General features: G+C 37.5%; 12 protein-coding genes. 9 read left to right on the top strand and 3 right to left on the bottom strand.

The window, feature by feature from the left end; translation table 11 throughout:
• The first annotated feature begins 39 nt into the window (after positions 1 to 39).
• The 8 genes from uvrA to BXY75_RS11270 all read left to right on the top strand — a co-directional run bounded on the left by uvrA (position 40) and on the right by BXY75_RS11270 (position 13356).
• Complete coding sequence (uvrA, locus tag BXY75_RS11305) at positions 40 to 2871, top strand: excinuclease ABC subunit UvrA (RefSeq protein WP_121907860.1); 2832 nt, start codon at positions 40 to 42, stop codon at positions 2869 to 2871.
• 89 nt (positions 2872 to 2960) lie between these two features.
• Positions 2961 to 3647, top strand: a complete 687-nt coding sequence (locus tag BXY75_RS11300; RefSeq protein ID WP_121907859.1) for an LOG family protein — start codon at positions 2961 to 2963, stop codon at positions 3645 to 3647.
• Between the two features lie 25 nt (positions 3648 to 3672).
• Entirely contained in the window at positions 3673 to 4920 is a 1248-nt protein-coding gene (locus tag BXY75_RS11295; protein WP_121907858.1) for a T9SS type A sorting domain-containing protein, read from the top strand.
• Positions 4917 to 7733 (top strand): gluzincin family metallopeptidase, encoded by a 2817-nt coding sequence (locus BXY75_RS11290; protein WP_121907857.1) that lies wholly within the window; start codon positions 4917 to 4919, stop codon positions 7731 to 7733. The genes BXY75_RS11295 and BXY75_RS11290 overlap by 4 nt, the downstream gene beginning before the upstream one ends.
• 149 nt (positions 7734 to 7882) lie before the next feature.
• Positions 7883 to 8107, top strand: coding sequence for a hypothetical protein (locus BXY75_RS11285; protein WP_121907856.1), 225 nt, complete (start codon positions 7883 to 7885; stop codon positions 8105 to 8107).
• A gap of 97 nt (positions 8108 to 8204) precedes the next feature.
• Positions 8205 to 10619, top strand: coding sequence for an alpha-ketoacid dehydrogenase subunit alpha/beta (locus BXY75_RS11280; protein ID WP_121907855.1), 2415 nt, complete (start codon positions 8205 to 8207; stop codon positions 10617 to 10619).
• A gap of 260 nt (positions 10620 to 10879) precedes the next feature.
• Complete coding sequence (asnB, locus tag BXY75_RS11275) at positions 10880 to 12568, top strand: asparagine synthase B (RefSeq protein WP_121907854.1); 1689 nt, start codon at positions 10880 to 10882, stop codon at positions 12566 to 12568.
• A gap of 149 nt (positions 12569 to 12717) precedes the next feature.
• A complete protein-coding gene (locus tag BXY75_RS11270; protein WP_121907959.1) occupies positions 12718 to 13356 on the top strand; it encodes an SDR family oxidoreductase in 639 nt (212 codons plus the stop codon).
• Positions 13357 to 13389: 33 nt separating this feature from the next.
• Here the strand turns inward: BXY75_RS11270 and BXY75_RS17020 are convergent, their stop codons facing one another.
• The 3 genes from BXY75_RS17020 to BXY75_RS11250 all read right to left on the bottom strand — a co-directional run bounded on the left by BXY75_RS17020 (position 13390) and on the right by BXY75_RS11250 (position 16229).
• On the bottom strand, positions 13390 to 14334 hold the full coding sequence (locus BXY75_RS17020) for an SRPBCC family protein (RefSeq protein WP_147437273.1): 945 nt from the start codon (positions 14332 to 14334) through the stop codon (positions 13390 to 13392).
• Positions 14335 to 14503: 169 nt separating this feature from the next.
• Positions 14504 to 15223 carry a putative metal-binding motif-containing protein gene (locus tag BXY75_RS11255; RefSeq protein ID WP_121907851.1) on the bottom strand — a complete coding sequence of 240 codons (720 nt, stop codon included), beginning with the start codon at positions 15221 to 15223 and terminating at the stop codon, positions 14504 to 14506.
• Between the two features lie 166 nt (positions 15224 to 15389).
• The gene (locus BXY75_RS11250; RefSeq protein WP_121907850.1) at positions 15390 to 16229 is read right to left on the bottom strand and encodes a 1,4-dihydroxy-2-naphthoyl-CoA synthase; all 840 of its coding nucleotides are present in this window, start codon (positions 16227 to 16229) and stop codon (positions 15390 to 15392) included.
• Between the two features lie 86 nt (positions 16230 to 16315).
• Between BXY75_RS11250 and BXY75_RS11245 the strand changes: the two genes are divergently transcribed.
• The gene (locus tag BXY75_RS11245; protein ID WP_121907849.1) at positions 16316 to 17437 is read left to right on the top strand and encodes a C1 family peptidase; all 1122 of its coding nucleotides are present in this window, start codon (positions 16316 to 16318) and stop codon (positions 17435 to 17437) included.
• Positions 17438 to 17458 lie beyond the last annotated feature (21 nt).

Raw genomic sequence — 17458 nt, 5'->3', positions numbered from 1 at the left:
TTTAAAAATTTACGTTCCAAATGAGTACCTTTGCAAACTATGGTTAAAAATGTCGATTTTATTGAAATTCTGGGAGCCAGAGTACATAATCTCAAGAATATAGATGTTAAAATCCCGCGAGAAAACTTAGTGGTGATTACGGGTCTTTCGGGTAGTGGGAAGTCTTCTTTAGCATTCGATACTATCTATGCAGAGGGACAAAGACGCTATATCGAAACCTTTTCTGCCTACGCGCGTCAGTTTTTAGGGAGTTTAGAGCGCCCCGATGTCGATAAAATTGATGGTCTTTCCCCGGTAATTGCCATAGAACAAAAAACCACAAGTCGCAGTCCGCGTTCTACTGTTGGTACTATCACAGAGATCTATGATTTCTTAAGATTATTTTTTGCTAGAGCCAGTGATGCATATAGTTTCAATACTGGTGAAAAAATGGTGAGTTATGATGATGAGCAAATAAAACAACTTATCCTCAACGATTTTGATAATAAAAAAGTAAGCATTCTTGCGCCGGTTGTGCGATCCAGAAAAGGACATTATCGAGAGCTATTCGAGCAAATTGCGAAACAAGGATTCCTGAAAGTTAGGATTGATGGCGTCGTAAAAGATATTGTTAAAGGAATGAAGGTCGATCGATACAAAAATCATGATATTGAAATTGTGATTGATCGCTTAAAAATAGCTAGTGATACAGATAATAGCAAACGATTGAGTGAAACCATTGTAACAGCCATGTATCATGGAGACGACGTGCTAATGGTATTAGACAATGAAACCGATGAGGTTCGGTTTTTTAGTCGGTCGCTCATGTGTCCTTCTAGTGGCGTTTCATATCCTAATCCGGAACCAAACAATTTTTCTTTCAATTCGCCCAAAGGCATGTGCCCCAACTGCAAAGGTTTGGGACAACTCTATCAGGTAAATCTCGATAAGATTATTCCAAATCCGGAATTGTCTATAAAAAACGGCGCTCTTGCTCCACATGGGCCACAAAAAAGTAATTGGATCTTTAAACAGTTAGATTTGATTGCAGAACGGTTTCAATTTAAACTAACTGATCCTTTTAAAAGTATTCCTTCGGAAGCTAAAGAAATGATATTCCACGGTGGGGATGAAAAATTTGACATTGAATCTAAGACGCTGGGTATCACCAGAAGCTATAAAATAGAATTTGAAGGTGTTGCGACTTTCCTTCAGAATACTTTTGACGCTAACGAATCTAAGTCTTTACAACGTTGGGCTAAAGAGTATATGGATAAGATCGCTTGCCCTGAATGCAAAGGTGCCAGACTTAGGAAAGAATCCCTTTATTTTAAAGTGAACGGAAAAAACATCGCAGAATTAGCACATATGGACGTGTTGGAACTGGCAGAATGGTTCGAAGGCATTGAAAAGGATCTTTCAGAAACACAAAAAAAGATTGCCGAGGAAATTATTAAAGAAGTAAAAACAAGGCTTCAATTTTTGGTAGATGTAGGGCTAACTTATCTTGCCCTCGATCGCAGTTCAAAATCTCTTTCCGGGGGAGAAGCACAGCGTATAAGATTGGCGACTCAAATTGGTTCTCAATTGGTTGGAGTGCTTTATATACTTGATGAACCAAGCATTGGCCTGCATCAGCGGGATAATGAAAAATTGATAAAATCGCTTATCTCATTACGGGAATTGGGGAATTCGGTCATTGTTGTTGAACATGATAAAGATATGATTCAACATGCCGATTATGTGATTGATATTGGTCCGGCAGCCGGGCATCATGGAGGTGAAATTGTTTCAGAAGGAACCCCATCTGAAATTTTAAAACATCATACGCTCACAGCCGATTACCTAAATGGTACTAAAAAGATCGAAATTCCGAAGAAAAGAAGAGAAGGAAACGGTAAAATTTTAACTCTAAAAGGAGCGACGGGTAATAACCTTAAAAATGTTTCAGTAGACTTTCCATTGGGAAAAATGATTGGGGTTACCGGTGTTTCGGGAAGTGGAAAATCTACCTTGATAAACGAAACCCTCTACCCTATTCTGAATGCTCACTTTTTCAACGGCGTTAAAAAACCAATGCCCTATAAAAAGATTAGCGGACTAGAACATATTGACAAGGTGATCGATATCAACCAATCGCCGATTGGAAGAACACCAAGATCGAATCCAGCCACTTATACAGGCGTGTTTTCTGAAATACGTAGTTTATTTGCAAAAGTACCCGAAGCCTTGATACGCGGGTATAAACCGGGTCGCTTTAGTTTTAATGTTTCAGGAGGTCGCTGTGAAACCTGTAGGGGCGGTGGCTTGAGAGTGATAGAAATGAATTTCCTACCAGATGTATATGTGGAATGCGAAACCTGTCAGGGAAAACGCTTCAATCGGGAGACACTGGAAATTAGATATAAAGGAAAGTCGATTTACGATGTGTTAGAAATGACAATTAACGACGCCTGTGAATTCTTCGAATTAATTCCGAAGATATTCAGGAAATTGAAAACGATTCGGGACGTAGGATTGGGATATATCACGCTAGGACAGCAATCAACTACCCTATCAGGAGGAGAAGCCCAACGTATAAAACTCGCCACAGAACTATCCAAAAGAGATACCGGTAATACATTCTATATTTTAGATGAACCCACAACAGGGCTTCATTTTGAAGATATTCGTGTCCTTATGATCGTTCTCAATAAACTAGTGAATAAAGGAAATACCGTATTGATAATCGAACACAATCTTGATGTGATTAAAACAGTAGATTATATTATTGATATAGGTCCGGAAGGAGGTAAAAAAGGTGGTAAAGTTCTGGCTCTAGGAACCCCGGAAGAGATCGTAAAAAGTAAAAAAAGTTACACAGCAAAGTTCCTTCAAAAAGAATTACTTTAGCTGATTGACAATTTTCGGTTTCAGTATTAAAGTCTGCAAAGACCTTATAAAACCATAGAATAATAAAAATTGAAAAGTAGAAATTAGAAATGAGAAACGAATTAACACCAAAAAATTGGAATCAGGTAAAAACGAACGACTCCTGGGCAATCTTCAAAATAATGGGAGAATTTGTTGGAGGGTATGAAAAAATGAGCCGGATAGGACCTTGTGTTTCAATTTTTGGATCGGCTAGAACAAAGCCGGATCATAAATACTATAAATTGGCAGAAAATATCGCCAAGAAAATAACCGAGAATGGCTATGGAGTGATAACAGGTGGTGGTCCGGGAATTATGGAAGCTGGTAACAAAGGAGCCCATTTGGCTGGTGGAACATCAGTAGGACTCAATATCACCCTTCCTTTCGAGCAGCATGACAATCCTTATATAGACAGTGATAAAAGTATCGATTTCGACTATTTCTTTGTTAGAAAAGTAATGTTTGTTAAATATTCGCAAGGCTTTGTCGTTATGCCTGGTGGCTTTGGAACGCTGGACGAGTTTTTTGAAGCTTTTACACTTATACAAACACATAAAATTGATAAATTTCCATTAATATTGGTGGGAAGAGAATTCTGGAAAGGATTGTTCGATTGGATTAAAGGAACTTTGTTAGCAGAAGGAAATATAAGTCCGGAAGATATGGATCTGGTACATTTGGTAGATACCGAGGACGAAGTTCTTAAGATTTTGAATGAATTCTACGACGAATACCATTTGAGCCCAAACTTCTAATAATAACACACATCAACTCCCTGAAATGCTAAAAAGAATACTTTTTATCGCACTCACAATTATATCATGCACTGCAATCGCACAGGGTAGCTTGAAAACTATGTTTTATAATCTATTGGATTATCCTGAGTATCTACCTGGAGATCGATCTATTATATTACAAGAAATACTCGACACTTACGAGCCAGATATTTTTATGGTATGTGAATTAAAAACTCCTGCCGGTGCCAATGAGGTCTTAAATATTGGTCTCAATGATGAAGGCGAAAATTATACAGCAGCACCTTTCGAATACAATCAATCCGGTTCTGCGAACTTACAGCAGCTGCTTTATTTTAGAAGTTCAATGTTCTCCTTGGTAAGCACTGGAATAATTGAAACCAGCGTTCGGGATATCAATCGGTATGTTTTACAACTAAACACCGCAGATCAGAGCACCGATCCAATTCTAATACATGTCTACGTCACTCATTTAAAATCGAGTCAAGGCGGTAGCAATGTGAATCTTCGATTGGATATGGTCAATGAATTTACAAGTACTTTACCTAGCTTAGATCCAAATTCGTTTATCATCTTTGCCGGTGATCTCAACCTATATACTTCTACCGAGCCTGCTTATATTGAATTGTTAGACCCTACGAATGCTATTGTTATGGCAGATCCGATAGATACTCCTGGTTCGTGGAATAATAATTCCGATTTCCAGCAGGTGCATACACAAAGTACGCGTACGAGTTCCGGGCCCTTTGGTGCCGGTGCCGGAGGCGGTATGGATGATCGATTCGATTTTATTCTTATTTCTGAAAATATGAAGACAGATCCGAAATTACGCTATGTTGATTCGAGTTATAAGTCCTTCGGAAATAATGGTAACTGTTATAATAAAAATGTGAATGATGTTGAATGTGTTGGTGAATTCGATGTGGAGCTTCGGAATAAAATCTATGCCATGAGTGACCATCTACCCGTTGTAATGGAGTTGGAAACAAATAAAGAAATAGTATTAAGTGGAATAGAATTTGATACTTCTGAAGCTTTAGTAACACTAAAAAACACTGTTGTAACCGATAATTTATTCCTCAAAATTTCGCAGGAAGTTACAGAACCAGTAAGCTTCAGAATTTACAATACTTTAGGACAAGAGATTATGCAGTTAACGACAAAGCCTTCCGAAGAGATTAGCATAGACCTATCCCAGCTAGACAGTGGTATCTATTACCTAAAAAACGACCTTCCTTTTAGTGAAACAACTAAATTTCTAAAAATTTCTTGAGGCTTCATAAACTTATAACGATCATTTGTTTACTTGCTGCCGTTAGCTTAAATGCTCAGCAGCGAATCTCCATTGATGCAAAACTTCAACCACAAACGGCGACTATTGAGATTGGCCAACAGATTGAATTTTACAATAATTCAAAGAAGGCGCTTCAGGAAATATATCTTCTGGATTGGGCTAACAGTTTTAGTAGTAAAACCACCCCTCTTGGAAAACGATTTTCTGAAAACTACGACAGCCAATTCCATTTCGAAAAAGATAAAAACAGAGGTCGGACAGACATTCTTACTATCGAAAACAGTGATTCGAAAAAACTGGAATGGGAATACGGAGATGCTGTCGATATTATAAAAGTAAACTTAGACAATGATCTTTTACCGGGTGAAACGTATACTCTTAGTTTAAAATACAACGTAAAACAGCCTGACGCTAAATTTACAAGGTACGGAGTAACGAAAGAGAATAATTTTATTCTTCAATATTGGTATATAAGTCCGGCGGTTCATGATGAGACAGGATGGCATTTCTATAGCAATAAAAATACAGAGGATTTGTATATGTCGGCTTCAGAAATGACGATACAATTTGAAGTACCCTCACAATATTATCTTACATCCGATTTAAATGTGGTTTCTGAAACAGTTTCCGAAGGGATAAAAACCACAACCTTAAACGGAAAATCACGTATTCGTTCGGTGCTTTATGTTGACCAAAAAGCAACTTTTGAAAGCGTGGTCACCGACGAATTTGAAATAGTCACAGATATTCATGATGATAAGGTGACTCCGCCAATTCGTGCACTTGTTATCGACAGAATTGTTCATTTTCTTTCAGAGCGGATGGGCCCCTACCCTTTTGAAAAGATGGTAATTAGTGAGGTTGATTATCGAAGTAGTCCGGTCTATGGTTTAAACCAATTGCCCGATTTTATTAGTCCATTTCCTGATGGATTTGAATACGATATGGAACAGTTAAAGACCATCACGAGAAATTATATTGAGAATACTCTTCTTTTAAACCCTCGTGAAGATTACTGGTTGTCCGGTGCATTGCAGATTCATTTTATGATGGAGTATGTGAATATCTATTATCCGAAAATGAAAATTATTGGAAGCCTAAGTGACTTTTGGATTATTCGTTGGGCACATGCTGCCGATTTAGAGTTTAATGACCAATATCCGTTGCTTTATCTTAATATGGCACGAAACAACTTGCATCAAAAACTAACGACTCCAAAAGATTCATTGCTTAAATTCAATAAAAACATCGCGAATGATTATTATGGCGGACAAGGCCTTACATATCTTTCCGATTATTTGGGAGATGACGTTTTAGCAAAGAGTATAAAGCAGTTATATTCTGAAAAGAAACTCGGACCGATTAAAATTTCTGATTTTGAAAAAACTTTGGAACAGAATACCGAATTACCTATAAACTGGTTCTTTGAAGACTATGCAAATAAGCGCTCAAGTATCGATTTCAAAATTACATCGGTAAAGAAAAAAGGTGATTCTTTGAAGGTGAATATCAAGAATCTAAGGGAAAATTCAATGCCTGTTTCCATTTTCGGACTCGATAAAAAGGAAGTTCTATTCAAAAAATGGACGTTTCCTATAAGCGATACGGCTAGTATAACTTTGCCTGCCGCGCAAGTTCGGAAACTAGTCTTGAATTACGACGGTATTATCCCCGAATTTAATAGAAGAAACAACTATAAAAAAGTAAAGGGATTACTGAATAAGCCGGTGCAATTCCGACTTTTCCAGGATGTGGAAGATCCCAATTATACACAGTTCTTTTTTATGCCAATCTTTGAATATAATTTATATGATGGTGTATCGGCAGGTTTGCGATTGTACAATAAAACAGTTCTTCCAAAAGGGATTGTTTATAGTTTGGAGCCGCAGTTTGGATTCAGATCCAAAAATTTGGTAGGTCGGGCTTCAATAAGTTATACAGATCGTAAAGAAGAAGGGAAACTCTACGCGATGCGCTACGGGATTTCCGGAAACTACTATTCGTACGACACAGATTTATTTTACAAGACTCTCACACCTTATATTACGTTTGCATTCAGAAATAAAGATCTAAGGGATAATGAAAAGCAATTTATCAACATTAGAAGTATAAATGTATCGAAGGATGATGACCCAAATGAATTGAATCAGGATCCGAATTATAGTGTGTTTAATCTTCAATATGTTTATAGTAACCCGAATTTAATCAATTATTTTAGGGGTAGCGCGGATTATGAACTATCATCACGATTTAGTAAGATTTTTGTGAATTTTGAATACAGAAAACTATTTAATAGTAATCGTCAATTGAATTTAAGATTGTTCGCAGGTACCTTCCTGTTTAATGATACCGGCTCGGATGGAAATTTCTTTAGTTTCGCTTTAGACCGACCTACCGATTACCTTTTTAAATATAGTTATTACGGGCGAAGTGAAGATCAGGGCTTATTTAGTCAACAATTAATTGTAGCCGAAGGTGGTTTTAAATCACAATTAGAACCTGCCTTTTCAAACACATGGATGACGACACTTAACGCAAGTACAAATATTTGGAAATGGATACATGCCTATGGAGATGTTGGTTTAATAAACAACAAAGGCGTGGGAACAAAAGCCGTTTTCGACACTGGAATTCGTGTTAATTTGGTGGCAGATTATTTTGAATTGTACTTTCCAGTGTATTCAAGTTTAGGCTTCGAACCAAATTTACCACATTATGACGAAAAAGTACGATTTGTGGTAACGCTCAGTCCGAAAACGTTGCTACGATTATTTACAAGGGAGTGGTATTAGTTTAGCAGGCAGTCAAAGTTTGCAGTCGCAGTCTCAGTTGGTAGTGACTTCAATTACAAGAAACTGAATACTGATCACTGAGACTGAGACTGAGACTGAGACTGAGACTGACCACTGACCACTGAATACTGAATATTGAATACTGAAAAATGGAATTTTTAAATAATTGGAAACTTGTTCTATTACTATGCCTAACACTAGGACTTGCACCTTTCTTCCCTGAACCACATCTTTGGGGAAAATTGAAATGGCTCATTGGTGATCCTTCGGGAATGGAAGCTTCAGATTGGTTTGATTTACTGCTTCATGGTTTCCCTTTTTTACTCCTAATTCGTATTATAGTGATTAAAGTACTTCCGAAGACTGAGAAATAAGGAATACTCTTTAGAAAAAATTAAGACCTCCCTTATGGTTTAGCGTTGTTTGGCAACTCGTTTTTCGCTATTTTTGTAGCCCAAAACAATTCAATTTATGCAGACAAATCCACAGACGAACAGTGAACTATCTTTTGAAGACTTCAAATCAGAAGTTTTGAACGATTACAAAATCGCTGTCACTAGTCGTGAGTGTAGTTTGTTGGGAAGACGGGAAGTATTAACCGGTAAGGCGAAATTTGGAATTTTCGGAGATGGTAAAGAGGTACCACAACTTGCATGGGCAAAAGCTTTTCAACATGGAGATTGGCGAAGTGGTTACTATCGGGATCAAACTGTGATGATGGCGATTGATAAATTGAATATTCATCAGTTCTTCGCAGGTCTTTACGGACATACAGACATCAATGCAGACCCAATGAGTGGAGGAAGGCAAATGGGTGGACATTTTTCTACACATAGCCTTAATGATGATGGGAGTTGGAAAAACCTAACCAAACAACACAATTCCAGTCCGGATATCTCCCCTACTGCGGGACAGATGCCTCGTTTACTCGGGTTGGCACAAGCTTCTAAAATATTTAGAAATGTAAAAGGACTAGAGAACAAGTCGAATTTTTCTGTAAATGGTAATGAAGTTGCCTGGGGAACTATAGGAAATGCCAGTACAAGTGAAGGCCTATTTTGGGAGACTATTAATGCCGCCGGCGTATTACAAGTACCGATGGTTGTTAGTGTTTGGGATGATGAATATGGGATTTCAGTACATGCTAAACATCAAACTACAAAAGAAAATATAAGTGAAATCTTAAAAGGTTTTCAACGTACGGAAACTGAACCGGGTTACGAAATTTTTAGAGTCAATGGTTGGGATTATGCCGCCTTGATCGATGTATATCAAAAGGCAGCTAAGATTGCACGAGAAGAACATGTTCCTTGCCTTATTCATATTAAACAACTTACGCAGCCGCAAGGTCATTCTACCAGCGGATCACATGAGCGTTATAAAGATAAAGCTCGATTAGCATGGGAAGTAGAATTCGACTGTAATACCCAAATGCGTAAGTGGATGCTTGAAAATGATATGGCTTCGGAAGAGGAATTGGAAGCGATGGAGCGGGAGATTAAAAAAGCGGTACGAGATGGCAAGAAAGCTGCTTGGGACGCATTTTTGGCACCTCAGAAGCAGGAGCAGCAAGAAGCGGTTACTTTACTTACCAATTTGGCCGAAAGTTCTTCAAATAAAAACTTTATAGAAAAGATTAAGAACGATCTTGTTTCAGAAAAGGAACCACTTCGTAGAACGATTGCTTCAGCTGTTCGAAAATCGTTGCGTTATGTGCTGGGTGAAGATTCTTCAGAAAAAAGACAACTACAGGATTGGATCGAAAATTATTTTGAGATTATCCAACCAAAATACAGTTCCGATCTTTATTCCGAAGAGAAAGAAAATGCAAAGACCATTGCCGAAGTAAAACCAACTTACAATAGTACTTCAGAAGATGTTGATGGAAGAATGATTATGCGTGATAACTTTGATGCTATCTTTAGTAAACATTCTGATGTGCTGATATTTGGAGAAGATTCCGGTGTTATTGGTGATGTGAATCAGGGACTGGAAGGAATGCAGGAAAAATATGGTGAGCTTAGGGTTGCCGATGTAGGTATTCGTGAAGCGACTATTCTTGGTCAAGGAATTGGTATGGCGATGCGAGGATTGCGACCTATTGCAGAAATTCAGTATTTAGATTATATTTTGTACTGTCTTCAGATTATGAGTGATGACCTAGTGACAGTGCGCTATCGTACCAAGGGGAAGCAAAAAGCACCGCTTATTGTAAGAACCCGCGGACATAGATTAGAAGGTATATGGCATAGTGGTTCTCAAATGGGTGGATTGATTCATTTATTAAGAGGAATGTATATTTTGGTGCCACGTGATATGACAAAAGCGGCAGGTTTTTATAATACTATGTTGGAAACCGATGAGCCTGCTTTGATCGTTGAATGTTTAAATGGATATCGATTAAAAGAAAAAATGCCTTCGAATCTTGGTGAGTTCAGAACACCCATTGGAGTTGTGGAAACGCTAAAACAGGGAACAGATATTACTCTTATTTCCTACGGAAGTACACTTCGTATTGTTGAAGAGGCTGCCAGAGAATTGAATCAGGTTGGAATTGATGCTGAAGTGATTGATATACAATCCTTATTACCATTAGATTTGAATAAGGATATGGTTAAAAGTTTGAAGAAAACAAATAGGGTCCTTGTAATTGATGAAGATGTTCCGGGAGGAGCCTCAGCTTATATTTTACAAAACTTATTAGACGAACAGGATGGTTACAAACATCTTGATAGTAAGCCACAAACACTTACGGCTAAACCGCACAGACCGGCGTATGGAACGGATGGTGACTACTTCTCAAAGCCTTCCACCGAAGATGTATTTGAGAAAGTGTATGCGATGATGCACGAGGCAAATCCGAAACATTTTCCGAAGTTGAGATAAGTTATTTCCTACAAAACATAAAAATTTATTAGGATATTAAAAAAATTATAGTACTTTAGTCATTCAATAAAAGCAAAATATCAAGTTTATGTTACGTTTTGAATTAAATAATAATAATAATAATTATATGCCTTAACAAAAACTTGTAGAGATATATAGCCTGTCAAGTTTTTATAACCTGACAGGCTTTTTTTTTGCCATTAAATTAAGTGAAGAATAAAATAATAACTGAATAACTAACCAATAAAAAAATAGAAATTATGTGTGGAATTGTATGTGCGTTCCGATTAAAGGAATCGAGTGAGGCTCTAAGACCTCAAATCTTAGCCATGTCAAAAAGTATTAGACACCGTGGCCCGGATTGGAGTGGTATTTTTAGTAATGACAAAGTACTAATGTCGCACGAGCGTTTGGCGATTGTAGATCCTACTTCCGGAAAGCAACCTTTATTTAGTGATGATGGGAACTTGGTATTGGCAGCAAATGGTGAAATATACAACCACAATGAACTACGTAAGCAATTTGAAGGACGCTATAATTTTAAAACTAAATCTGATTGTGAAGTAATTCTAGCACTTTACAAAGAAAAAGGAAGTGCTTTTTTGGATGAAATGAACGGTATCTTCGGATTTGCAATTTATGATATTGAAAACGATTCGTATTTAATCGCTCGTGACCATATGGGAATTATTCCACTTTATATGGGCTGGGATCAGCATGGAACTTTTTATGTGGCTTCGGAATTAAAAGCGTTGGAAGGCGTTTGTACTAAAATTGAACTATTTCCACCTGGACACTATTTAGACAGCAATGATGGAGAGTTGAAGCGTTGGTGGACACGTGACTGGATGGAATTCGAAAATGTAAAAGATAATGAAACCAGTATTTCCGATCTTCGGAATGCGTTAGACGCTGCAGTTCACAGACAGCTTATGAGTGATGTTCCTTATGGAGTACTACTTTCCGGTGGTTTGGACTCGTCTATCACCTCTGCACTTGCCAAAAAATACGCTGATAAACGAATTGAAAGTGGTGATAAAGACAATGCCTGGTATCCACAACTGCATTCTTTTGCCATTGGACTTGACGGCTCTCCGGATCTTGCAGCTGCACAAAAGGTTGCCGATTATATTGGAACAGTCCATCACGAAATAAAATTTACGATTCAAGAAGGTATAGATGCGCTTCGCGATGTCATTTATCATGTCGAAACTTATGATATCACAACGATTAGGGCCTCCACACCTATGTTCTTATTGGCACGTGCCATAAAAGCAATGGGAATTAAAATGGTACTCAGCGGCGAAGGTGCCGATGAGATCTTTGGTGGGTATCTCTATTTCCACAAGGCACCAACTGCCGAAGATTTTCATAATGAAAATGTACGGAAATTGGACAAATTACATATGTACGATTGTCTTCGTGCAAATAAATCGTTGGCATCATGGGGAATAGAAGGTCGTGTCCCTTTTATGGATAAGGAGTTTATGGATGTAGCCATGCGTTTAAATCCGAAAGATAAGATGATAATTGGTGGTCAAGGAAGTCCGAAAGCACGTCAAGCAATGGAAAAGTGGGTATTGCGCGAAGCTTTTCAAGATATGCTTCCTGAAAGTGTTGCCTGGAGACAGAAAGAACAATTTAGCGATGGTGTGGGCTACAGTTGGATTGATACTTTAAAGGAAATGGTTAATAGTGAAGTTACCGATGAGCAGCTGGCAAATTCGCATTTTAAATTCCCTATTCAGCCTCCCACTTCAAAAGAAGAATTCTATTACCGATCAATTTTTGCGGAACACTTCCCAAGTGATGCTGCTGCTTTGAGCGTGCCTTCCGTTCCTTCGGTGGCTTGTAGTTCGCCGGTTGCATTAGAATGGGATGAAAGTTTTAAGAATATGAACGATCCAAGTGGTCGTGCTGTTAAAAATGTTCACGATGAGGCTTACTAAATTCTTGAATTCTTAAATTAAATACTTTAAAAGCTCCGAAAATTTCGGAGCTTTTTTTATGTTGTTAAATTTTATTAAATCTGGCTCACTTAAGAGTTAAACATCGTTAATGCATTGTTTTCATTGGAATATTGATGTATATTATGATTATGGAAAAAGTATTAGTAGCAGGTGCGACAGGCACTACAGGAGGAAAAGTAATCAACTTATTAAAAGACTCAGATCAGTACACTCCGGTGGCGATGGTTCGAAACGAAGAACAGAAAAAGCAATTTGAGTCTCGAAATATAGAAACCGTGATAGGCGATCTTGCTAATGATGTGTCTCACACAACAAAAGGAATTCAAAAAATAATATTTGCGGCTGGTTCTGGTGGGAAAGATGTAAAATCGATTGATCAAGAAGGCGCTAAGCGCATGATCGATGCCGCGAAAAAGGACCGTATTGATAAATTTGTTATGCTAAGTTCTATGGGAGCTGATAAACCTGAAGAAGCGAATGAACTTAAGGACTATTTACAAGCAAAACATAATGCCGATCAGTATCTGGATATTAGTGGTCTTACTTTCACTATCGTAAGACCGGGAGCTTTAAATAATAAAGAAGGTTTAGGTAAAATTAAACTAGGACACAGTCTAAATGAGCAAGGTGAAATCCCTAGATGGGATGTAGCCAGAACTCTGGTTACTAGTTTGAATTCTGAAGTAGCGAAAAATCAATCTTTCGAAATTTTGACAGGTGAACAAAAAATTGAAGAAGCTGTAAACGAATTTCAAGTGCTTTCATAATATACCATTTAATAAAAAATACGAAGCTGAGAACTAAATGTTTTCGGCTTTTTTACTTTCTACAGACTCTTTCAATGATTTGAAAAATTGTTTGTGAACATGATGAATTACTGCAGTAGAAAGCAATTTCCAATATGCTACCGGCGTCATATGTACTTTATTCCATGTGCTGTATTCAACTTTAGTTTTACCATTTGACACAGTTGTTAAGCTAATTTGCCCTTTTTCTGAAACGAAATAACCCGTTAGATGAGGCGGGTGAATTTCCCATAGAGGGTTACTCTCCGTCATGTGCAATGGTTCTTTATCGATGTTATATTGTAATAAATTAGGCTCGTTCCAAACGGTTATGGGTTGAAGATAACTACCTGTAGAAAAATTAAAATGTCGGACAGCATCCTTCCCTTTACCATACACTGATATACTAACTGGATAGCTCATCCCAGTTCGTAGGATAAATTTATTAGGTTTTTCAATTTCTAAATCATGGGTAATCAAATCCCAAATAACTTCTTTAGGGGCATCGATCACTTCTGAAGTAATAACAGGCACCAGCTCATCTGTGTAATTGAAATAATCTAACGTAAAAAACGCAACACAGTAAAGTGCTAAAATCCCAAGTACCATGCCGGGTTTGTTCATTATCTTAAGATTGATCCTGGTTGATGAAAATGCACCTAATATAACAGATACAATAAACAAGGGTAGTGATAAGATGATGCACATAAAGCCTTCAATCCCAAAAACGATGAGCCCAACACAAGCAATAAACAGCGTGAAAAGTCCAAGTAAGATTGATTTTTTCAAACCAACCACACCTAAGTTCGACATTATAAAAGAAGGAATAAAACCCAATAAAAATGGTGCTAAAAAAAATAGCGTCCATCCATAATTTCCAAAGAATACAATAGATAGATATCCTAATCCATAAACTAGAATCAGCGCATATAGGATGGAGATATAAAGTAGGCTTTTCAACTAAGTTGATTTTTAATAGTTTGGGATTGCAAACTTATAAAAACAAAACAACATTGTGGCTAAAATCTTACAATGAAATACTTAACTCCCATTACTGTATCATTTAACAAAAAAAACACCAGTTATCTATTAGACAACTGGTGTTCAAGTATCAGTTTGGAAAGTTTAATTAATTCCCTAATATCTTGTTTGCATTTTTAGAAGTTTGAATTGTACCTGCTTGAAGCGGACTACATACATTCGGTTTGTTTAAGATAGCTTGAGCCGCAACTAATACATCTTCACAGGCGTTTAAGGTCATAATATCAATTCCCACGTAACTATTACAGTCTAAATCAACAACGATGGTATCACCATATAGTGCTACATCGTAACTTAATCCAAAAGTACAAGGAGTACCTTGAAAAGCGACGGTCTCTTCTGTTATACATGGGTCGACATTAAAATTGTAATAGCTAGTATAATTTGCGCCAAGAGCAACAATTTCATCTACAGTAAAATAAGGACAGCAGTCTTCATCGATATCACCATCACAATTATTGTCTATTCCATCACCACAAATTTCTTCAGCACCAGGAAAAGTCGTTGCTTCTGTGTCATCGCAGTCTCCACCGGGAACACATTCATTTAGTTCCGTCACAAAACCATCACCGTCCTCATCAATTAATTGCACATCCCCATGTGCAAGGTGAGCTGCTAAGGCGTTCGAACTTACATTAATTACATGCCATGTTCCATTCCCTTTTCTATGGCAAATATCCACTTTATCCCCTTTCTTGGAGAGTGTAGTATGTGAATCAGCGTTTAAATCTGATTGTACTTCATCATTATCTTTTGAACAAGCAAAAGCGATGAATAAAAAAACGAGTAAAAAAATTAATTTTTTCATATTACTGTTATTAATTAGTTAGTATTCAGAAATTTACGTAGTAAATAATTACCAATAGAAACTATTCGATAATGTACCTTTTATAACGCTGTAATTGTGCTAATACAAGCTAATAGCAGTAATATGTCATTCAGAAATAAAAATAATCGTTAAGAAGGTGATTGATTTAAGGCAACCACTTTTTATCGAAATTAGGCTTTCGCTTTTCGAGAAAGGCATCTCTCCCCTCTTTGGCTTCATCTGTCATGTATGCTAAGCGTGTAGCTTCACCTGCAAAGACTTGCTGCCCAACCATCCCATCATCTGTGAGATTCATAGCAAATTTCAACATTTTGATGGAAGTTGGTGATTTCGCGAGGATTTCCTGAGCCCATTCAAAGGCTGTGGATTCCAGCTCATCATGTGGTATAACCGCATTTACCATTCCCATGTCATACGCTTCCTGAGCATTGTAATTTCTTCCGAGGAAAAATATCTCACGCGCCTTCTTCTGCCCTACCATTTTCGCTAAGTACGCACTTCCGTAACCACCATCGAAACTGGTAACATCGGCATCAGTTTGTTTAAAAATAGCATGCTCTTTACTTGCCAATGTTAAGTCGCAAACAACGTGTAGACTGTGACCGCCACCAACTGCCCAGCCCGGTACAACACAAATCACAGCTTTGGGCATAAAACGGATTAATCGCTGTACATCGAGAATATTTAAACGATGGTATCCGTCTTCCCCAACATAGCCTTGATGACCTCTTGCTTTTTGATCACCTCCACTGCAGAAACTATATACCCCATCTTTGGATGATGGTCCTTCGGCAGAAAGTAATACCACACCAATACTCGTATCCTCCTGTGCATCATGAAAAGCGTCTAATAACTCGGCTGTAGTTTTTGGCCTGAAAGCATTACGTACATCCGGGCGATTAAACGCAATACGCGCCACGCCTTCAGATTTTTTGTAAGTGATATCTGTATATTCTTTGACCGTTTTCCAGTTGGGTGTGCTCATATTTATTAAATTTACGCAAATATATAGTTTTAACGGCTGCGATGTAGAAAGCATAGCTTCAGAATACTAAAAAATTACGCTTTATTATGAAAAATTTGTTTCTTTTCTTCGGAATGCTTTTCGCCTCCCTTAGCTTATTTGCACAAGATGCTTATCAATTTACTGAAGTTATTGATCTGGAAGCTACTCCCGTAATTAGTCAGGGAAGAACCGGAACGTGTTGGAGCTTTTCTACTTCTTCATTTTTGGAGTCGGAAATCATGCGTATCACAGGAAAACAGATTGATCTTTCAGAAATGTATACTGTTCGAAATACTTACCCAAAAAAGGCAGAGAATTTTGTGATGCGTCAAGGGAAAGCACAATTTAGCGAAGGAGGTTTGGCACATGATGTAATAAACTCAGTTGCCGATTACGGTTTGGTACCTCAAGAGGCATTTAGCGGATTGTTTGTCAATGAAGAATCTCATAATCATGCCGAAATGGTCGCTGTTCTTAGTGCTATGGTTGATACTTATGTAGAGAATCCCGGAAAAAAGCTAAGTAAAAAATGGAGAAATGCTGTTGACGCAGTATTGGATGTATATTTAGGGAAAAATCTCAATACTTTTATGTACGAAGGCAAACAGTATACACCAGATTCCTTTCGTAATATGACCAAAATCGAACCTAAAGATTACCTTACTATTACTTCCTTTACGCATGCGCCATTTTATAAGCAATTCATTTTAAATATTCCAGATAACTGGAGTTATGGCCGCATGTACAATGTTCCATTAGACGAAATGATGAATACTATAGATAATGCACTTCAGAAGGGCTTCACTGTAGAATTAGATTGTGATGTTAGTGAGCGTACTTTCTCGTCTAAAGATGGTGTTGCAGTTATTCCGAAGGATTCAGAAAACGATATAAAAGCATTACAAGGTCTATATCCCGAAATGAACATAACACAAGAGTATCGACAGGATGAATTTGAGAATTTTGATACGACAGACGACCATTTAATGCATATCACAGGAGTGCTACATGATCAAAACGGTACTAAATATTACAAAGTAAAAAATAGCTGGGGTAATGATGAAACTCGAACAGCAAACGGCGGATATGTCTATTTTAGTGAAGCATATATGCGTTTAAAGACTATTAGTATTATGGTCCATAAAGATGCTTTACCAAAAAACACAGCAAATAAGTTGAGTCTATAATCCTATATTGGTGTGATATTT

Origin of the sequence: Ulvibacter antarcticus (genome assembly GCF_003688405.1) — a bacterium.
GTDB lineage: Bacteria > Bacteroidota > Bacteroidia > Flavobacteriales > Flavobacteriaceae > Ulvibacter > Ulvibacter antarcticus.
Note: the sequence above shows the minus strand (reverse complement) of the source record. Positions and strands in the feature narration are given on the sequence as shown.